Origin of the sequence: Agrobacterium sp. FDAARGOS_525 (genome assembly GCF_003938925.1) — a bacterium.
In the GTDB taxonomy this organism is placed as follows: domain Bacteria; phylum Pseudomonadota; class Alphaproteobacteria; order Rhizobiales; family Rhizobiaceae; genus Agrobacterium; species Agrobacterium pusense.
Map to the genome: position 1 here is coordinate 446,470 of NZ_RKIU01000003.1, position 19,754 is coordinate 466,223.

21 protein-coding genes are annotated in these 19,754 nt (G+C 61.0%); 2 read left to right on the forward strand and 19 right to left on the reverse strand.

Annotation, left to right across the window (positions count from 1 at the left end; all coding sequences use genetic code 11):
* Positions 1 to 3: 3 nt before the first annotated feature.
* A complete protein-coding gene (locus EGT36_RS03430) occupies positions 4 to 3,324 on the forward strand; it encodes an efflux RND transporter permease subunit (RefSeq protein ID WP_125270059.1) in 3,321 nt (1,106 codons plus the stop codon).
* A gap of 466 nt (positions 3,325 to 3,790) precedes the next feature.
* Complete coding sequence (locus EGT36_RS03435) at positions 3,791 to 4,480, forward strand: Crp/Fnr family transcriptional regulator (protein ID WP_006699560.1); 690 nt, start codon at positions 3,791 to 3,793, stop codon at positions 4,478 to 4,480.
* A 68-nt stretch (positions 4,481 to 4,548) separates the two neighbouring features.
* Here EGT36_RS03435 and aidB read toward each other — a convergent pair whose 3' ends face one another.
* The 19 genes from aidB to urtB form a co-directional block, all read right to left on the reverse strand.
* Positions 4,549 to 5,373, reverse strand: a complete 825-nt coding sequence (gene aidB / locus EGT36_RS03440) for an AidB family quorum-quenching N-acyl homoserine lactonase (RefSeq protein ID WP_037091774.1) — start codon at positions 5,371 to 5,373, stop codon at positions 4,549 to 4,551.
* Between the two features lie 3 nt (positions 5,374 to 5,376).
* Positions 5,377 to 5,988, reverse strand: a complete 612-nt coding sequence (gene ureG, locus EGT36_RS03445; protein ID WP_004443279.1) for an urease accessory protein UreG — start codon at positions 5,986 to 5,988, stop codon at positions 5,377 to 5,379.
* A 153-nt stretch (positions 5,989 to 6,141) separates the two neighbouring features.
* Complete coding sequence (locus EGT36_RS03450; protein WP_172965620.1) at positions 6,142 to 6,813, reverse strand: urease accessory protein UreF; 672 nt, start codon at positions 6,811 to 6,813, stop codon at positions 6,142 to 6,144.
* Positions 6,814 to 6,816: 3 nt separating this feature from the next.
* Positions 6,817 to 7,314, reverse strand: a complete 498-nt coding sequence (gene ureE / locus EGT36_RS03455; protein WP_037091949.1) for an urease accessory protein UreE — start codon at positions 7,312 to 7,314, stop codon at positions 6,817 to 6,819.
* Positions 7,315 to 7,463: 149 nt separating this feature from the next.
* The gene (locus EGT36_RS03460; protein WP_006699556.1) at positions 7,464 to 8,000 is read right to left on the reverse strand and encodes a peroxiredoxin; all 537 of its coding nucleotides are present in this window, start codon (positions 7,998 to 8,000) and stop codon (positions 7,464 to 7,466) included.
* Positions 8,001 to 8,155: 155 nt separating this feature from the next.
* Positions 8,156 to 8,824: a TIGR02117 family protein gene (locus tag EGT36_RS03465; protein ID WP_037091784.1), complete on the reverse strand. Its 669-nt coding sequence runs from the start codon at positions 8,822 to 8,824 to the stop codon at positions 8,156 to 8,158.
* 12 nt (positions 8,825 to 8,836) lie between these two features.
* Positions 8,837 to 10,546 (reverse strand): urease subunit alpha, encoded by a 1,710-nt coding sequence (gene ureC, locus EGT36_RS03470; RefSeq protein ID WP_006699554.1) that lies wholly within the window; start codon positions 10,544 to 10,546, stop codon positions 8,837 to 8,839.
* A gap of 4 nt (positions 10,547 to 10,550) precedes the next feature.
* A complete protein-coding gene (locus tag EGT36_RS03475; RefSeq protein WP_037091785.1) occupies positions 10,551 to 11,195 on the reverse strand; it encodes a hypothetical protein in 645 nt (214 codons plus the stop codon).
* A gap of 4 nt (positions 11,196 to 11,199) precedes the next feature.
* On the reverse strand, positions 11,200 to 11,616 hold the full coding sequence (locus tag EGT36_RS03480; protein ID WP_037091786.1) for a lysozyme inhibitor LprI family protein: 417 nt from the start codon (positions 11,614 to 11,616) through the stop codon (positions 11,200 to 11,202).
* A 3-nt stretch (positions 11,617 to 11,619) separates the two neighbouring features.
* Complete coding sequence (locus EGT36_RS03485; RefSeq protein WP_006699551.1) at positions 11,620 to 11,976, reverse strand: GFA family protein; 357 nt, start codon at positions 11,974 to 11,976, stop codon at positions 11,620 to 11,622.
* Position 11,977: 1 nt separating this feature from the next.
* Positions 11,978 to 12,283 carry an urease subunit beta gene (locus EGT36_RS03490; protein ID WP_004443301.1) on the reverse strand — a complete coding sequence of 102 codons (306 nt, stop codon included), beginning with the start codon at positions 12,281 to 12,283 and terminating at the stop codon, positions 11,978 to 11,980.
* Between the two features lie 20 nt (positions 12,284 to 12,303).
* On the reverse strand, positions 12,304 to 12,561 hold the full coding sequence (locus EGT36_RS03495) for a DUF1272 domain-containing protein (protein ID WP_037091788.1): 258 nt from the start codon (positions 12,559 to 12,561) through the stop codon (positions 12,304 to 12,306).
* A gap of 8 nt (positions 12,562 to 12,569) precedes the next feature.
* Positions 12,570 to 12,872, reverse strand: coding sequence for an urease subunit gamma (locus EGT36_RS03500; RefSeq protein WP_004443305.1), 303 nt, complete (start codon positions 12,870 to 12,872; stop codon positions 12,570 to 12,572).
* A 107-nt stretch (positions 12,873 to 12,979) separates the two neighbouring features.
* On the reverse strand, positions 12,980 to 13,831 hold the full coding sequence (locus EGT36_RS03505) for an urease accessory protein UreD (RefSeq protein ID WP_037091795.1): 852 nt from the start codon (positions 13,829 to 13,831) through the stop codon (positions 12,980 to 12,982).
* Positions 13,738 to 14,991 (reverse strand): CE1 family esterase, encoded by a 1,254-nt coding sequence (locus EGT36_RS03510; protein ID WP_037091798.1) that lies wholly within the window; start codon positions 14,989 to 14,991, stop codon positions 13,738 to 13,740. Before EGT36_RS03510 ends, EGT36_RS03505 begins: the two co-directional genes overlap by 94 nt.
* Before the next feature lie 253 nt (positions 14,992 to 15,244).
* Complete coding sequence (urtE, locus tag EGT36_RS03515) at positions 15,245 to 15,940, reverse strand: urea ABC transporter ATP-binding subunit UrtE (protein ID WP_004443309.1); 696 nt, start codon at positions 15,938 to 15,940, stop codon at positions 15,245 to 15,247.
* Between the two features lie 223 nt (positions 15,941 to 16,163).
* Positions 16,164 to 16,925, reverse strand: coding sequence for an urea ABC transporter ATP-binding protein UrtD (urtD, locus tag EGT36_RS03525; RefSeq protein ID WP_004443315.1), 762 nt, complete (start codon positions 16,923 to 16,925; stop codon positions 16,164 to 16,166).
* 4 nt (positions 16,926 to 16,929) lie between these two features.
* Positions 16,930 to 18,093 carry an urea ABC transporter permease subunit UrtC gene (gene urtC, locus EGT36_RS03530; RefSeq protein ID WP_037091799.1) on the reverse strand — a complete coding sequence of 388 codons (1,164 nt, stop codon included), beginning with the start codon at positions 18,091 to 18,093 and terminating at the stop codon, positions 16,930 to 16,932.
* On the reverse strand, positions 18,090 to 19,703 hold the full coding sequence (gene urtB, locus EGT36_RS03535; RefSeq protein WP_037091802.1) for an urea ABC transporter permease subunit UrtB: 1,614 nt from the start codon (positions 19,701 to 19,703) through the stop codon (positions 18,090 to 18,092). Before urtB ends, urtC begins: the two co-directional genes overlap by 4 nt.
* Between the last annotated feature and the right edge of the window lie 51 nt (positions 19,704 to 19,754).

The following is a 19,754-nucleotide window of genomic DNA, read 5'->3' on the forward strand; positions in this document are numbered from 1 at the left end:
GAAATGAACTTCTCCGCATGGTCAATCCGTAACCCGATTGCGCCGCTTCTCGGCTTCGCGCTTTTGATGATGCTCGGCATGCAGGCGTTCAATACGCTGCCGATCACCCGTTTCCCGAATATCGACGTGCCCGTCGTCGCCGTCACCGTGACCCAGAGCGGGGCTTCGCCCTCCGAACTGGAGATGCAGGTGACGAAGGAGATCGAGGACGCCGTTGCCGCCATCAGTGGCGTCGACGAAATTCAGTCCACCGTGGTCGACGGCCAGTCGACGACAACGGTCGTGTTCCGCATCGAAAAGCCGACGGAAGAAGCGGTTCAGGACACCAAGGACGCCATCGACAAGATCCGCAGCGATCTTCCCTCCGATATCGAAGTGCCCGTCGTCAGCAAGATCGACGTCGAGGGACAGGCGATCCAGACCTTCGCCGTTTCTTCGCCGAACATGACGCTGGAGGAACTGTCCTGGTTCGTGGATGACACGATCAAGCGCTCGCTGCAGGGCCAGTCTGGCATCGGCAAGGTCGACCGTTACGGCGGCGCGGACCGCGAGGTGCGCGTTTCGCTCGGCCCCGAAAAGCTCGATGCCTATGGCATCACCGCGACAGAGGTGAACAGCCAGCTGCGCGGCACCAATATCGACCTCGGCTCCGGCCGCGGCCAGGTGGGCGGCAACGAGCAGACCATCCGCACGCTGGGCGATACACGCGATGTAAGCCAGCTTGCCAACACCACGATTGCGCTTTCCAACGGCCGCTTCGTCAAGCTTTCCGAACTCGGAACGGTTACGGACACATATGAAGAGCAGAAGTCCTTCTCGCGCTTCAACGGCAATCCGGCCGTCACCTTTGCGGTGTTCCGCTCCAAGGGCGCGAGCGAGGTTTCGGTCGCCGAAACCGTCGCGCAAAGTCTCGATCAGGTCCGCAAGGACCACCCCGATGTCTCGATTGAGATGGTCGATGACGCCGTCTATTTCACCTATGGCAACTACAAGGCCGCACTGGACACGCTGATCGAAGGCGCGATCCTCGCCGTTATCGTGGTCCTTCTCTTCCTCCGGAACTGGCGCGCGACACTGATCGCCGCCGTGGCGCTGCCGCTTTCCGCGATCCCGACCTTCTGGATCATGGATATCATGGGCTTTTCGCTCAACCTCGTCAGCTTCCTCGCGCTTACGCTCGCCACGGGTATTCTCGTGGATGACGCCATCGTGGAAATCGAGAACATCGCCCGACATATCAAGATGGGCAAGACGCCGTATCGGGCGGCCCTCGAAGCAGCCGATGAAATCGGACTTGCCGTCATCGCGACCAGCTTCACCATCATCGCCGTCTTTGTGCCCGTCTCGTTCATGCCGGGTATTCCGGGCCAGTACTTCATCCAGTTCGGCCTCACTGTCGCCTTCTCTGTATTCTTCTCGCTGGCAGTGGCCCGTCTCATCACACCCCTGATGGCGGCCTATCTGATGCGCGCCGAAGACGCGATGGACGATCACCACGACAATGACGGCAAGCTGATGAAGGCCTATACGCGCATGGTGACCGCCACCACGCGGAAATGGTGGGCGCGTTATCTCACGCTATTGGGAGCGATTGCCTTCCTCATCGCCTCAGTGATGCTGTTGAGCCAGGTCCCCGGCAGCTTCCTGCCGCCTGATGACGCCTCGCGCGTCACCCTGTCCGTTGAACTGCCGCCCAATGCGACGCTGGATGAGACCGACCGCACGACGACGCAGATCTACCAGGCGATCCGTGACATCAACGGCGTGGAAAGCGTCTTCATCCTCGGTGGCGCTTCGCCCAAGGGGGACCTGGAGCTGCGCCGCGCCACGGTCAATGTCATCCTTGAGCATATCGATCACTCGCTGCTGAAAACCCTCGTCAACAAGGGGCTCGGCTCCATTCCGCTCATCGGCCAATATCTTCCCAAGCTGGAGGAGAAGGGCCGTACACGTCCGCAATGGGATGTCGAGCGGGATATTTTCGCGCAGGTGCGTGGCATTGCGGATGTTCGCATCATCAAGCTGAACGACCGCGCGGAACGCGAGCTTTCCTTCAACTTCCTTTCAACCAACGAGAAGGATCTGAACGACGCCGTGGGCATTCTCGAAAGCCGCCTGCGCGCTTCGCCCATCCTTGCCAATGTCAGTTCGGAAGGCGCTCTGCCCCGTCCCGAACTGCAGATCCGCCCGCGCAAGGATGAGATCGCCCGCCTGGGCATCACGCCGCAGCAGATTTCGCAGACCGTGCGTGTCGCCACCATCGGTGATATCGATGCGCAGCTCACGAAAATCTCGCTGGATGACCGGCAGATCCCGATCCGCGTGCAGGCTTCGCTCGATACCCGCCGCGATCTCGCCACCATCCGCGCCTTGAAGATCAAGACCGCCTCCGGTTCGCTGGTGCCGCTCTACAGCGTGGCCGATATTGATTACTCGGAAGGCCCGAGCTCGATCAAGCGCAACGACCGCAATCGCGTCGTCTCCATCGGCTCGGACGTGCCTTTCGGCACGGCGCTCGATACGTCGACGGCCGAGTTCAAGCGCATCGTTTCGGAAACCAACCTGCCGGCAAGCGTTCGGCTTGCCGAAAGCGGTGACGCCAAGGTGCAGGGCGAAATGCAGCAGGGCTTCGTCAACGCCATGCTGCTTGGCCTGATGCTGGTGCTGGTCGTGCTCATCCTGCTGTTCAAGGATGTGATCCAGCCCTTCACCATCCTGTTCTCGCTGCCGCTTGCCATCGGCGGCGTGGCAGTCGCGCTCATCATCACGCAGAATGCGCTCTCCATGCCGGTTCTCATCGGGATCCTGATGCTGATGGGCATCGTGACCAAGAACGCCATCCTGCTGGTGGATTTCGCCATCGAAATGCGCCGTCACGGCATGGAGCGGGTGCATGCCATGGTGGAGGCGGGCCGCAAGCGCGCCCGCCCGATCATCATGACCTCCATCGCCATGTCGGCAGGCATGCTGCCGTCGGCGCTCGGCGTCGGCGAAGGCGGTTCGTTCCGCGCACCGATGGCGATTGCGGTCATCGGCGGCATCATCGTTTCCACGGTGCTGTCGCTGATCGTGGTGCCGGCCTTCTTCCTGATCATGGACGACCTGTCGCGCCTGCTTGCCCACCTCTTCGGCCGTTTCGTCGGCAAGAAGGAAGAGGAGGAAGAGGCCCTCTCCAACGAGAAACTCTCGGAGATCGCCCGCGAAAACAGCCTCGCGCTTTCCTCGCTGGAGGCACGGGTGGCCAGTATGGAAAAGGGCAGCGGCGACAAGGCCGCGGACAAGGGCAGCAATATATTGCGACTGCCGCCGCTTGCCGCGGAGTGAATGCTGCAGCTTGAAGATTGAGACGCCGGGTCATGTGCCCGGCGTTTCCATATACTTTGGGAGAGCACGACATAGCAGATCGTTTCTTCTCCCCGCCGGGGAGAAGGTGGCCCGAAGGGTCGGATGAGGGGGCAAGCTCTCCTGATATCTCGACCCTCGCCCCCTCATCCCGCTGCCGCGGACTTCTCCCCCTCGGGGAGAAGAAATATGCCGCACGCGCTCGCTCCATATTTCCCTTGTGATTGGAAGCATGAGCAGCCCCATCATTTCCTTCCTCACAACGGCCGCACCCCCGTTTGATCGAAATCAATTCGCTTTCCACCTGAACTGCTAGTCTCTCTCGCATCGGGAATTGCCGGTCGAGGATAATGCGATGAGTTCAGTGCAGATGGGCGTGAGGGGCAAGGAACATCCCCGGTTTCGTATCGCTTCGGACAGCCCGGCAAAAGGTTTGAGCGGGAGCCGAATGGACGTGAACAAGACCGTGAAGCTGAGCAACAGGGACAGGAACATTCTGCTGCGAGCGCCCTTGATCGGGATCGCGGATGACGCGGTGGCGCTGAAGCTGATGGAGGCGGCGACCATCACCAATGTGAATGCCCGCCATGTGCTTTTTAAGGAAGGCGAACTGGCCCAGCATTTCTATTGCGTGCTGTCGGGTTATGTCAGGCTCTACCGGCTGGACAGGCACGGCCGCGAGGCGGACGTGCGCGTCAGCGGCCCCGGCGATACCTTCAATGAATGCCTGATCTTCGGTAGCGACACCTATCGTTACAGCGCGCAGGCGGCGGAAAGCTGCACCGTGGCGCGTTTCGAACTCACCAGGCTGCGCAGCCTGATCGATCAGGAACCGGCCATCGCCAAGGCCGTCATGCGCTGCCTGTCAAACAGCCTGCTGGCCGCCATGGACTGCGTTGCCAATGACCGCCTGCAGACGGCACCGCAGCGTGTCGCCCATTACCTCATCAATCAGGGCCCGCGCGACGCGACATCCTTCTCGCTCAGGTTGCCGTTCCAGAAAAGCCTGCTCGCCGGCAAGCTCGGCCTTGCGCCGGAGGCCCTCTCCCGCGCCTTCTCCACCCTGAAAAAGTCGGGCGTCACGGTGCGCGGTCGCATCGTCCAGGTCAATGACGTGGCGGCGCTGAAACAGATCTGAAAATACGGGGAGAGGACGAAGGGCGGGAGGCCATCAGGCATTCCGCCCTTCGGAGTATTGCACGGAAGTCATCCAGGCTGCGGTATAAAACCGAAACTGTCGCCCCGCCGCTCGACCGTAAAAAAGCCGCCGAGATGGCCGCCGGACACCAGCCAACCATGGTCAGCCGCCGCCGACAACGCTTCGAGACGCGTCGCGTGGGCGAGTTCGGAATCGATATCATAGACAAAAGCAATTCCGGGATCGGCCGCCTGCATGTCGCCGACATGCAGCACATCTCCCCATAACATCAACCGCTTATCGTCTCTTCCTATGAGATAAGCCATCTGTCCGGGCGTATGACCGGGCACCGCGATTGCCTCAATGTCCTCGGCAACCGTCCCCACCGAGATCGGCCGCAACATCGCGCCGCAAATATCGATCAGGCGGGCAGCCAGATCGAAACCGCCCTGCCGGGCAGGCGGCAATGCCTTTCGCGCCTCTGCATCGGTGAAAAAGGCAAGATCGGCCTCCGGCACCCATATCTCCGCCTTGGGAAAATAAGGCCGGTCGCCATCAATGAGGCCCAGCGCGTGATCACCGTGAATATGGGTGAGGATGACACGGCTGACATCATCGGGCTGAATACCGGCGGCAATCATAGCCGCGCGGGCATGGCCATAGGCCTCGCCCCAGGCCGTGCCGCAGCCGGCATCGATCAGCCAGATGCCCTCAGGTCCCGAAAGCGTGAAGCAGTTGACGTCCATATCCACTGTTTCGCCGTGATGGCCGGCAAGGGCCGCAGCCAGCGCTTCGGCACCCTGGCGGTGAATGAGATGGCTGACCGGTGCCTTGTAGACACCGTCGACAAAACGGGAAACTTCGTAAGCGCCGAAACGGCGGGGCATCGTCATTATTCAGAGACCGCCCTGCTCTTTCAGGAAACCGACGATGCGGTCCACGCCATCGCCCCGTTTCATGTCGGTAAAAACAAAGGGCATGGCGTTGCGCATGCGGGTCGCATCGCTGTCCATGACAGTCAGATCGGCACCGACATAGGGCGCAAGGTCCTTCTTGTTGATGACGAGCAGGTCCGAACGGGTGATGCCTGGCCCGCCCTTGCGCGGAATTTCCTCACCCTGGCAGACGGAAATCACATAGATGGTGATATCGGCAAGATCAGGCGAAAAGGTCGCCGCGAGGTTATCACCACCGGATTCGATGAAGACCACGTCGAGATCGGGAAAGCGCTGGTTGAGCCCCGCAATCGCCTGCAGATTGATCGTGGCATCTTCGCGAATGGCCGTATGCGGGCAACCGCCCGTCTCCACCCCGACGATCCTTTCGGAAGGCAGCGCCTGCATGCGCACCAGTGCCTCGGCATCTTCCTTGGTATAGATATCATTGGTGACGACGGCGACCGAATAATCGGCGCTCATCGCCTTGCAGAGCTTTTCCGTCAGCGCCGTCTTGCCGGAACCCACCGGCCCGCCAATCCCAACGCGCAGCGGACCATTACCCGATTTCATCACTCTGTTCCCTTCACTATGCTGTGGTCCAATCTTACGACAACCACTCAAATTACAGCTCAAATATACGCAAGGATCGTGCCACTTGTTTCTTCTCCCCGGTGGGGAGAAGAAACAAGTGGCACGCGCTCGCCCCATCGATTGCCGTCGCTTTCACGACCGGAAAAGCCGTGTCCCCTGAGTTTCATGACGCATCGCCGCCGTATCGGCGATGATCGTGGCGCTGCCGAGGTCATCAAGCGTGGATTGGACGGCCCGTGCCGCCACCTCGGCAATCACCGCCTCGCTTGCGGCGAGAATGGCAACGCCATCTTTCTGGCCCACGACGCTGAGACGGATACCGGCAGAAACGATCTGTGAAACACCTGCATGCAGAAAGGCGGCAAGCGTCTCGCGCAGCGGCACGCCGTGGCCAGCGGCCACAGCGCCTATGGCGACGGGATAGGGAGCCTCTTTCGGCAACAGCTCCAGAACCTCGTGCGGCCAGGCGCTGGCGGCGGAAACGAAGGCGTCCCCCAGAAGCACGGTCTCCCGATAACGCTCCGCCGAACCGGCGAGCGCGCGGCCAAGATCAGCGGTTTCGCTGAGCGCTACGGCATCCTGCGAGCATCGCCAGGCATGCGCGAGAAACACCGCATCGTTCCACAGGCTGCCGTGGCGCAGCAGCGTTTCCACCCAGCCGCTCAACTCGGCGGCATTACGCACACGCCCGTCCTCCACTGTCTTTTCCAGCCCGCCCGAATAGGAAAAGCCACCGACAGGAAACGCCGGCGACATCCAGGCCATCAGGCGCAGCAGCGCGGCGACGCCGCGTTCCCCGCTCACGCCTCAGCCGTGATCATGATGGTGGTAGCCATGCCCGTGCCCGTGATCATGGCCATGCGAGTGGCCGCCATGGGCGTGATAAGCGCCGCGCGCCGGCTGAAACGGCTCTTCCACCTCGCGCACTGTGGCGCCCAGACCTTCCAGCATGGCGCGAATGACATGGTCACGCAGGATGAGAATACGCTCCTCCTCGATCTGCGCCGAAAGATGCCGGTTGCCCAGATGCCAGGCGAGCTCGATCAGGTGAAGGCGGTCCTTCGCCTTGATTTCGAACAGCTTTTCATCCGCCGCACGAACCTCGATCAGATCGCCGTTTTCGACCACCAAAAGGTCGCCATGGGCAAACAGCACGGCTTCCTTCAGGTCCAGCATCACCATCTCGTCATTCTGCAGGTGCAGAAGCTTGCGGCGCAGATGCCGCTGGTCATGCGCCAGCGTGACATAGCCGGAGGGCTCGTCGGCAGGGGTTCCGGCCGGGTGATAGGAGGTGACGCGCAGCATGGGATGATCCGTTTCAGAAACAGTCTTGGGGATCTGATTTTTGACGGATAGGCGGGGGGATTTCAAGGTGTGTTTTCAGGGCGGCAATGCCTCGGAAAACAAAAAGCCCGGCATCGCTGCCGGGCCTCTCTCAAACAACAAAACCAAAATCAGGCCGCAGCGCGGCTTTTCAGGTTTTCCAGAATGTTCTGCGGCGAGGAAACGCCGTAGGGGTCGCTATCGCAATTGTCCGAATAGCCTTCTTCCTCAAACCACTGCTCGACGACGCCATCGTTGATGACGGCGGCGTAACGCCAGGAGCGCATGCCGAAGCCGAGATTGTCCTTGGCGACCAGCATGCCCATCTTGCGGGTGAACTCGCCCGAACCGTCAGGGATGACCTTGACGTTTTCGAGGTTCTGACCCTTGGCCCAGGCGTTCATGACGAAAGCATCATTGACCGACAGGCAATAGATTTCATCAACGCCGAGCGCACGGAATTCCGGCGCCAGCTTTTCAAAATCGGGAAGCTGGTAGGTCGAGCATGTCGGCGTGAAAGCGCCGGGCAGCGAAAAGAGGACGACCTTCTTGCCCTTGAAATAATCGTCGGAGGTCATGTCCTGCCAACGGAAGGGGTTCGGGCCGCCAACGGCCTCATCGCGAACGCGCGTGCGGAAGGTTACGGCGGGCACTTTTTTGCCGAGCATGTCTTGTCTCCTGTTCTGGCGTTTTGCGAGGCATCGCTTGGGATCGATCCGCGCGGAATTCTTTTGCCGTTTCCATAGCGCAAGACGCGCTGCGGTGCAGCATAAAAATGGGATTCCAGCCACCAAATGCGCGAAATGCCGCACGGAATTGGGGATCAATTGTGCAGGTCTATCGACCAGCGCAACAGCGGCGGCAAGGGCGTCCACCAACCGGTTTGAACGCCCGCTTCCCGCAACATCGCGGCTGACCACGTGTTACAGCCGGCAAGTGCATTAAACTGGCCATTCGCCTCGAAAAACGCGTCCGTCAGGCCGTAGCCAGCGCCGGATACCGGCCTGACACCGTCATCATTTCCGGCAAAACTCGCCCGGATGCCCGCGACGATACGCTGATAACCCGCTTCGGAAATTCGAAGCCGTTTCACACCGGCGAGATCAGCGGGAAAATCACCTGTCACATCCACATGCATGACGGAGCTGTCCAGCGTGAAAGAGCGCAGAACCGGCATCGGTTTCAAATCGGCCCATGTGGGCGTCTGAATGTAAAACGAGCGGCCGCCCCAGCCGAACACCAGATAGGCCGCAGCGGGATGATTGACCGCGATCCCACCCTCCTGCAACGCGGCAAAGACCCGCCGCAGATCGTCATCAACGGGCAGGGCGATATCGGTGTGGATCGGGTTGGATAAGAGCAGGATTTCCCTGCTCTTTTCGCCTTCACCCACCTGCTCGGCAAAAAACGGGCGCGGCGCAACCGTGCCCAGCACAAGAAGCAGGAGGAGCAGCAGCAGGCCGCCGCCGATCCATCGTGTGAGGCGTCTCAAGAGCGCCTGCCGTCAGAACAGGAAATAACGCTGCGCCATCGGCAGCACGGTCGCCGGTTCACAGGTCAGAAGCTCGCCATCCGCACGTACTTCATAGGTCTCGGGGTCAACCTCGATATGCGGCGTCAGCGAATTGTGGATCATCGAGGCCTTGGAAATGCCGCCGCGCACATTCTTCACCGGCAGCAGCTTCTTGGCGACGCCAAGACGCTGGGCAAGGCCACCGTCAAGCGACGCCTGCGAGACAAAGGTCACCGAGGAATTGGTGCGCAGCTTGCCATAGGCGGCGAACATCGGCCGGTAATGCATCGGCTGCGGCGTGGGGATGGAGGCATTCGGATCGCCCATCGGCGCGGCAGCGATCGAGCCGCCCAGCAGCACCATTTCCGGCTTCACGCCGAAAAACGCCGGGTTCCAAAGAACCAGATCGGCACGCTTGCCGACTTCGATGGAGCCGATCTCGTGGCTGACACCCTGGGCGATGGCCGGGTTGATGGTATATTTGGCGATGTAACGACGAACACGGAAATTGTCGTTTTCGCCGGTCTCTTCCTTCAGGCGGCCACGCTGGCGCTTCATCTTGTCAGCGGTCTGCCAGGTGCGGATCGCCACCTCGCCGACACGGCCCATGGCCTGACTATCGGAGGAAATGATCGAAAACGCGCCGATATCGTGGAGAATATCCTCCGCCGCAATGGTTTCCTTGCGGATGCGGCTTTCGGCAAAGGCGATATCTTCGGGGATGGACGGCGACAGGTGGTGGCATACCATCAGCATGTCGAGATGTTCCGCCAGCGTATTGACGGTGTAAGGCCGCGTCGGGTTGGTCGAGGACGGGATGACGTTGGGATTACCGCAGACCTTGATGATGTCAGGCGCGTGCCCGCCGCCGGCGCCTTCGGTGTGGAAAGCATGGATGGTGCGGCCCCTGATAGCCGCAACCGTGTCTTCCACGAAACCGCTTTCATTCAGCGTGTCGGTATGGATCATCACCTGCACGTCATATTCGTCGGCCACCGTCAGGCAATTGTCGATGGCGGCGGGCGTCGTGCCCCAGTCCTCATGCAGCTTCAGCGAGGAGGCACCGGCGAGGATCATTTCTTCCAGCGGAGCCGGCAGAGAGGCATTGCCCTTGCCCGCAAGCGCGAGGTTCATCGGGAAAGCATCGAAGCTTTCGATCATCCGCTCGATATGCCATGCGCCGGTGCAGGTGGTGGCAAGCGTGCCGTGCGCCGGGCCGGAGCCGCCGCCAAGCATGCAGGTCACACCACTCATCAGCGCTTCCTCGATCTGCTGCGGGCAGATGTAATGGATATGCGCATCCATGCCGCCAGCCGTCAGAATCTTGCCTTCGCCGGCAATTGCTTCCGTCGAGGGACCGACGATGATCGTCACGCCGGGCTGCGTATCGGGATTTCCGGCCTTGCCGATGGCGTGAATGCGGCCGTTCTTCAGGCCCACATCTGCCTTGTAGATGCCGCTATGGTCAACGATGACGGCATTGGTGATGACGGTATCGACAGCGCCCTCTGCCCGCGTCGCCTGGCTCTGGCCCATGCCGTCGCGAATGACCTTGCCACCGCCGAATTTCACTTCCTCGCCATAGGTCGTGTGGTCCTTCTCGATCTCGATGAAGAGTTCGGTATCGGCAAGACGCACCTTGTCGCCAACGGTCGGGCCGAACATGCCGGCATAGGCGGCGCGGGAAATCTTGTATGGCATGGGTTCAGGCTCCTTCGGACGCGGAGAAAATCGGTATGGGGGAAAATCGTGTCAGCCGGCCCGTTCCCGCAAGGGCATCGACCAGCTGTTGTTCGGCGGTAAAGGGATGGCCGCTCCAGCCCTGGTGGCTGAAACCGGTAATCGTCACCTCGTCATCATCGCCGCTGACATTTTCAAGAACATGGGCAATGGCAACGAGGCCGGTGCTGGGGCAGACGTACGGTGCGGGCTTATAGGCTTCGAGCGCCGTATCGAGCCTCTCATGCACACCGCGAGAAATAACGACATGGCTCTTGCCGCCAGCTCGTGCGATGGCCGCGAATTCGCCGGTATAATCGGCGCAGAAATCAGTGAGTTCCGGCCAGGCTGCGCGGATGCCGGGTTCCATTTCGGCAAATTTCGCAGGATCGCGCACCGACCAGATGGCGGCGGCTTGGCGCACACCATGGCTCTCGCGCCATTCGCTTCCCTCGGTCATCTCACGGCCCGGCCGCCCGGTGTTGCAGACGGCCACCACATCGGTGCGCGTACCGCCCAGCCCAAGAGACCGGCAATCATTAAAACGGACGACGATATCCGACCGGTCGATATGCAGGGCCGCGCCGGGCGGTAGCTCCCCGTTTCCGACGATCGTGATCCGCCGCCCCATGGGTTCAGAAACCTTCCGAGAGTTGGCGCAGTTCTTCCGCCCGCTTGCCGCTCGTCTCGGCCAGGCAGGAAGAGATCAGCATCGGCTCCATTGAGCCGCCACGCGCCTGAAAACCGGCAAGTGCGCAATTGGCGTCACGGAACGCCACCCATGTGCGCTGGGCAGTCACCAGCGCGTCGGTTGCACCCTTTCCATCCGCATCCGCCGCCTTGTCACGTTCGATGAGCAGCTTGCGCAGCTTCTGATAAGCGACATTGAGCTCTTTGTCGGCCTTTTCGTAATCCTTGCCGGCGCAAATCGTCATGTCCGCCTGCGTCTGCGGTTCCTTGCAGTTCGGCTCCTGCGCGGCAACCGGCATGGAAATACCGGCGGTTATGCAGATGAGAGCGGTCATGACGAGGTTGTTCTTGCTGATCGCCATCGCTCAGGCCGCCGCGCCGTCATAAGCCTGCGGCTTCAGCGCCCGCGGATCGACGCCATCGAGACAATTGGCATTGACCGCCACCATCGGCGTACCGTCAGGCCCATCGGCATAGGCAAAGCTTTCAATGCCGCAGGTGGAGCAGAAAAAATGATGGATCTTGTGTTTGTTGAAGAGATATTCACTCAGCGTGCCCTCGCCGGAAAGCAACGTGAACTTGTCACGTGGCGCGAAGGCGAGCGTGGAGCCCAGACGTTTGCACCGCGAACAATTGCAGACAACAGTGTGATCGAGATCGGCATCGACCTCGAAGCTGACGCTGCCGCACTGGCAGCTTCCATGATAATGCGCCGTCGCCATTTCATAACCTCCCCATGACCTGTTGACGGAAACCATAAACCTCCCGCTTGCCGGAAAGCGGCACCAGCGTCACTTCCCGCTTCTGGCCAGGCTCGAAACGCACCGCCGTGCCGGCCGGAATATCGAGACGCATGCCGCGCGCCTTTTCGCGATCGAAAAGGAGACCCGCATTGGTCTCGAAGAAATGGTAGTGGCTGCCCACCTGCACCGGCCGGTCGCCCGAATTGGCCACTTCGATCGTCACGGTCGGCTGGCCGGCATTGAGTTCGATGGTGCCTTCGGCGGCAATGATTTCGCCTGGTTTCATCGGTGTTCCCCTTATCGTTCTTATGCGGCCGTGGCTGCCGCGCAGCCTTCCGCCTTCAGCACCCGTTGTGTGGATGCCGGGTTATTGATGAGCTTTCCCGCCGGGCGGACGGGTCTTCGCACCAGCTCGCCACCGCAATTCGGGCACGCGCCCTTGGGCACGCCGGTCACGCAATCGGCGCAGAAAGTGCATTCGAACGAGCAGATCATCGCGTCCCGGCTGTCGGGCGCAAGATCACGGTCACAGCATTCGCAATTGGGCCGAAGTTCCAGCGCCATACGTGACCTCACCGGATCGGTTCGTGAACGGTCACCAGCTTGGTGCCGTCAGGGAAGGTCGCTTCCACCTGCACATCGTGGATCATCTCGGCAATGCCGTCCATCACCTGATCACGGGAAATGACATGCGCGCCCGCCTCCATCAGGTCGGCCACGGCGCGGCCATCGCGTGCGCCCTCCACCACGAAATCGGTAATCAGCGCAATCGCTTCGGGATAGTTCAGCTTGACGCCGCGTTCCAGCCGGCGGCGCGCCACCATGGCGGCCATGGAAATCAGCAGCTTGTCTTTTTCTCTTGGGCTAAGGTTCATCGTCGTCCCACGGCTTGGCATCTGCTCCACAAACGAGGTTTGCTGGAGACCAGATCCGACATTTGACAGACCCCGAAGAACGCCTGTCACGAGACGATCCGAGGGGTTTACAGATTCCAGACTTTCGGCACTGGCGCGCCGTTTCGCAAGAGCGAAATGATCGGAAAAAGCAATTTTCTCAAGGAGAAACCATCAGCGGCGGACACGCGCACGACGAGCTTGCCCTGCCACTCGCTGGCACCGCCGCTTTCCCCGGCAATCGCCCGGATTTTAGGCAGAAGCGCCTCGGCCAGAGGCCCGATGTAAAGCAGCGTGGCAAAGGCAACCTGCCCGGCCAGAACCGCAGGTTTCGCGGTCAGCGCCGCCACCTCGCCCGCAAGCAGAAGTTCTTCGGCATGCATCAGCTTGCCGCCGTGGCGAATGCGCCAGCGGTCGCGGAAAAGCCCGTGCGTCATCGACTCGCCCATGGCCTGGCGGCCAAGCAGCACGGCTTCGACTGCGATGAATTCTGAGGACTGGTCAAGATCGGCTTCCAGCCTTCGCGTCAGCGACGCCCGGTCGAAGAGGATCGTTTCCTGCGGCAGCCAGTGCAGCTTCGCACCCGGCCCGGCGGAAACACGCGCGGTCACGGTGGCGGTGCCCGACGACGCCTTGTAGACCTTTTCGCAGGCCTGCGTGGTGACCACAAGCGAGGTACGGGCGCCGGCGACTGCCTGCCATTCAAGTTCGTCTCCGCCGGTCAAACCACCGGAGGAATTGATGAGTATGGCTTCGGCTTCGTTCGAGTAGGTTTCCGGAAGACGGATTTTAGCGCAACCCTCCTGAAACAGTTCCTCCAGCCGGCTGCGTCCTTCAACTGCCTTGGTTACAATGCGTCCTCTGCCACGGGCGCGCTGTTGCCGGACAGGTTGAGCGTCTTCGCAACCGGAAGGGCTGATGGCTTGCTGTTGCTGCTGCACGCGGTCTCCGAAGCGGTTGCGGAAGCGGAATTGGCCTTGGCGACGCAATCCTTCTTGACGACGGCGTCCACCACCATCTGCCCTTCCGTGTTACGGAAGAAATCCCACATTCTCTCGGCTGCATCAACCGTGCGCGTCACTTCGCCTGTGGGCATCTTGCGCTCCACGGCGGGCTCCGCCTTCGGTGTCTGCTCGCCGCCGGGCTTGCGGGTAACAACGGCGTTTGCGGCCAGAACCTCGGCCTTCATGGTGGCGCGCGGCCAGGCGTGGTCCCAGTCGTTGATGACATAGGACTGGATACGAGCGCCTGCCTTGCAGACATCGTAAGAATTGACGGTGAAGCTCTCGCCCACCTTGCTTTTGGCGGCGCCCTTGCAACCATCCATTTCGGCCCAGCGCTTCAGCGCCGTCTCGCCGCTATATTGCCAATAGGATTTGCCGCCGCCCTGATAGGGGTTGGCTGGATCCTTCAGCCCGGCAAAGGCGATGATCGACATCGGCCGCGCCGGTGTGCAGCTTGCCGCATCCGGTGCCCATTTGCCTTCGGTCTCCAGCGGATAACCCGCGCGCAGCGAGGCGACAAAACCGGCGGCATTAAAATCCTTGGCTCCGGTGCAGATGAATTGCGACAGCATGCGCCCGCCGCCAGAATAGCCGGAACCGTAAAAACGTTCGTCATCGACGCAGAACTTGCCCTTCACCATGGCAATCGCTTCATGAATGAAGCTCACCTCGTCCAGCCCGCCGGGGCGTGTTGTAACGCCGGGGACATTCCAGGCATGGGTGCCCGGCAATTCGCCATTTAAACTGCCCGCCAGCGCGACGACCACAAGACCATCACGCTCCGCAAGCTTGTCCCAGCCGCTGCGGTTCAGTTGGCCGTGCGGGTTGCTGTTGGAGCCGTGGAAATCGAATACGACAGGCAGAGGCTTATTTCCATCATAGGCGGATGGAACAAAATAGACGCCGTCGCGTTTTTGCCCGTTAGAGAGAATGGAAAAATCATGCCGACCCGGTTCCATGCCGGGGCCAATACCCTGACCGCAGGTCGATGCCGACGCTGCAGCTCCTGCGCCTGCGCTGATCGCCAGCCCAAGAAGCAGGCTGCGTGCGGAACGAACCAACCGGGAGGCCCGGCCCACTGCAAAGTCTTGAATCATTGACACGCCTTTATTGGCACAGTTTTCCGACAATACGTCGGACGTGCGTGGAATGTAAGGGATCAACTGTCGCGGCGTGCGAATAGACTTTTCCTGTGTCTCGCATGCAGCATTTTCGCTGCCAATATCACAGGCGGTTATGCAATGAAATGCTAAAATTACGCATGAAAGCCATGTCGAGGCGCATAGGCTTTCAAAATATTAATCGCCCGTTTGCACGCCGTGATCGGCGCGCACAGGCTTTGGTCTCGGTTTATACAGTCAGATGCCGCCGCGCTTCCGGCATATCCAGCGTTTCAGCGAGGCCTTGATGTACGATTTCACCGCGGTCCATGATGTAGACGTAATCGGCAAGTTCGCGGCAGAAATCCAGATATTGCTCGACCAGCAAAATCGCCATGCCGGTGGAATCGCGCAGATATTTGATGGCCCGGCCGATATCCTTGATGATCGACGGCTGGATGCCCTCGGTCGGTTCGTCGAGAACGAGGATTTTCGGCCGCGTGACCAGCGCCCGGCCGATGGCAAGCTGCTGCTGCTGCCCGCCGGAGAGATCGCCGCCGCGGCGTGACAGCATGGTCTGCAGCACGGGAAACAGGCTGAAGATATCATCCGGGATGAACCGCTCCTTGCGCGACAGCGGCGCATAACCGCTCTCCAGATTTTCCTGCACGCTGAGCAGCGGAAAAATCTCGCGCCCCTGCGGCACGTAACCAACGCCGCGCTTCGCCCGCTGGTAAGGTGCGAGCCCATCCAGCGCCGCATCACCGAAACGGATCGTGCCGGCGCTGGTGGCCTGCTGGCCGGTCACGGCCCGCAGCAGCGAACTTTTGCCGACGCCGTTGCGGCCGAGAACGCAGGTGATCTTGCCCATCTCGGCCTTCAGCGACACGCCGCGGAGCGCCTGCGCTGCGCCGTAGTGGAGGTTGATGTTGTCGACTGTCAGCATGGTGAAACTCCAATGACGGTATGGTGGGCGGCGCTACCCCCCTCTGCCCTGCCGGGCATCTCCCCCTCAAGGGGGGAGATCAGATGCCGCACCCACCCACTCCATCGAGAGGGAGCGATCAGGCGCAGTGTAAGCCACTTGCCGATCTCCCCCCTTGAGGGGGAGATGCCCGGCAGGGCAGAGGGGGGTACGGTCACGGCAAACGCAAACGCAAACACCACCATCACCGCCCCAGATAATTCTCGATCACCTTCGGATCGCTCGACACGAAGTCGATCGACCCCTCAGCCAGCACCGAGCCTTCGGCAAGGCACGTCACCTTCACCCCCAGCTCGCGGATGAAGCCCATATCGTGCTCCACCACCACCACCGAACGCGTCTTGGCGATTTCCTTCAGGAGCACCGCGGTTTCAGCGGTCTCTGCATCCGTCATGCCCGCCACCGGCTCATCCACCAAGAGAAGCTTCGGCTCCTGCGCCAGCAGCATGCCAATTTCCAGCCACTGCTTCTGCCCATGCGAGAGATTGGCGGCGAGATCGCCGCGGCGGTGGCCAAGCCGCACGGTGGCGAGGATTTCCTCGATGCGCGCCTTGTCTTCCTCCGTCAGCCGGTAGAACAGGGTTGCGAACACGCCGCGCTTGCGGTTCAGCGCCAGTTCCAGATTGTCCCACACGGTATGGCTTTCAAACACCGTCGGTTTCTGGAATTTTCGGCCGATACCAAGCTGGGCGATGTCGGCCTCGTCCTTTTTGGTAAGGTCGATGCTGTCTTCAAAGAGTACCGTGCCGGTATCCGGCCGCGTCTTGCCGGTGATGATATCCATCATCGTCGTTTTGCCAGCACCATTCGGGCCGATGATGGCGCGAAGTTCGCCCGGCTCCACCACGAAGGAGAGGGAATTCAGCGCCCGGAAACCATCGAAGGAAACGGAGACGCCATCGAGATAAAGCAGGCTTTTCGCTCTGTTTTCGGAAACCGTGTTCATGGGCTTACTCCGCCGCCTGTTGCGCAACCGCGCTGTCGTTGCCAGCCTCACGCGCCGCGCTTGCAACCCGCTTTTCCCGCCGACCAGCCAGATAATGCTGCACGGTGCCAACGATGCCCTTGGGGAAGAACAGCGTGACAGCAATGAAGAGACCGCCGAGCGCGAACAGCCAGAACTCCGGGAACGCACCGGTGAAATAGCTCTTGCCACCATTGACCAGCACCGCCCCGATGATCGGCCCGATCAGCGTGCCGCGCCCGCCGACCGCCGTCCACACCACCACTTCGATGGAGTTGGCGGGCGAAAATTCGCCGGGATTGATGATGCCCACCTGCGGCACGAACAAGGCACCCGCAATGCCCGCCATCATCGCCGAGACGACGAAGGTAAAGAGCTTGATGTTTTCCACCCGGAAGCCGAGGAACCGCACCCGGCTTTCAGCATCCCGCACACCCACCAGCACCTTGCCGAACTTGGAATTGACGATGCCCGACGCGATCAAAAGCGAGATAGCCAGGATCACCGCCGTCATGGCAAACAGCACGGCGCGGGTGCCATCCGCCTGCACGGAATACCCAAGAATATCCTTGAAATCGGTCAGCCCGTTATTGCCGCCGAAACCCATGTCGTTGCGGAAGAAGGCAAGCAGCAGCGCATAGGTCATCGCCTGGGTAATGATCGAGAGATAAACGCCATTGACGCGCGAGCGGAAGGCGAACCAGCCGAACACGAAGGCGAGAAGCCCCGGCACGACGAGCACCATCAGCGCCGCAAACCAGAACATGTCGAAGCCGTGCCAGAACCACGGCAGTTCTTTCCAGTTGAGGAACACCATGAAATCAGGCAGCACCGGATGCCCATAGACCCCGCGTGTGCCGATCTGCCGCATCAGATACATGCCCATGGCATAACCGCCAAGCGCAAAGAAGGCGGCGTGGCCGAGCGAGAGAATGCCGCAATAACCCCAGACCAGATCAAGCGCGAGTGCCAGCAGCGCATAGGCCAGATATTTGCCGAGCATCGACATGATATAGGTCGGGATGCGGAACGCGCTGTCGGCTGGCAGCAGCAGGTTGGAGGCGGGAACCAGCACGGCAATAGCCAGGATAATGCCGATGGCGATGGAAATGCGGCGATCGAGCGCGCGCAGGAGGAAGCCGGTAATCATGCTTCGATCGCCCTTCCCTTGAGTGCGAAGAGACCGCGCGGCCGCTTCTGGATGAACAGAATGATGAGAACGAGCACGAGGATCTTGCCGAGCACGGCGCCCACCGTCGGCTCAAGAAACTTGTTGAGCACGCCGAGCGACAGGGCGCCGACCAGCGTTCCCCAGAGATTGCCGACCCCGCCGAACACCACGACCATGAAACTGTCGATGATGTAGCTCTGGCCGAGATTGGGAGAGACATTGTCGATCTGCGACAGCGCGACGCCCGCGAGGCCCGCAACACCGGAACCGAGCGCGAAGGTGAAGGCATCCACCCAAGGCGTGCGAATGCCCATGGAAGACGCCATGCGGCGGTTCTGGGTCACAGCGCGCATCTGCAGGCCAAAGGCGGAGCGCTTCAGGAGAACCAGCAACGCGAAGAAGACGGAGAGCGAGAAACAGACGATCCACACCCGGTTCCAGGTGAAATTGAGATAACCGACGCTGAAGGAGCCGGACATCCAGCTCGGGCTGCCGACCTCCCGATTGGTAGGGCCGAAGATGGAGCGCACGCCCTGTTGCAGGATCAGCGAGATGCCCCAGGTGGCGAGCAGCGTTTCCAGAGGTCGTCCATAGAGATAGCGGATGACACCGCGTTCCATGACGAGGCCGACGCAGGCCGTGACCAGAAAGGCGGCCGGCAGGGCAATCGCCAGCGACCAGTCGAACAGGCCGGGGAAATGGCTGCGGATCAACTCCTGCACCATGAAGGTGGAGTAGGCGCCGATCATCACCATTTCACCATGCGCCATGTTGATGATGCCCATGACGCCGAAGGTGATGGCAAGGCCGATGGCGGCGAGCAGCAGCACGGAACCAAGTGACAGGCCGTACCAGACATTCTGCGCGTAATCCCAGAAGGCAAGGGAACTCTCGATGCTGGAAATCGCCTCGTCCACATCCGGTTTCAGGCTCGGATCGACCGATGGCGTCGCCGCCATCAGAATGCTGATCGCATCGCGCCCGCCAAGCTTCTTGATGGTCGCGATCGCTTCCTTCTTCACCTCAAGGGGGCGGTCGGAGGAGAGCAGCGAGACAGCCCGCGCCTCCTCCATCCGGGTCCGCACCTCACTATCGGTTTCTTTGGCGATGGCCGCTTCCAGCAGTTCGAGATTTTCGGCGCTTGGGGCTTTCAGGACGGCGTCAGCCGCCGAAAGCCGCACGGATTTTTCCGGGCTGAGCAATGTCAGCCCGCCCATCGCGGCGCGGATGACGCGGCGAAGATTATTGTTGACCCTGATCTTGGTAACGGTCGCCTTCGACGCCGAGCCGGCGCTTTCACCCGTCAGCGGGTCGATCAGCGTGAAATCGGAACCGGCAGGCTTGGTCATGAAGACGAGATTGTCTGACTTGCGCACGTAGAGATCACCCGCCGCAAATGCCTCCAGCGCCGGAACCACGCGCGCATCGCCAGTGGCGGCAATCTGCCCGATCAGCGCTTCGGCCTGCTTGAAATCAGCCGTGCCGAGCTGGTCGATCAGCGCCTTTGGGTCGCTCTGCGCGAGGGACTGGGCGGCGATCCCCATGGTGAGCCAGAGGAAGATGGCTCCGAGAAAAGATCGGATCGTCATGTCGGGTTCCTTGGAGCGGCGGTGTATTTTTGGCGAGGAGTATGCGGCTTA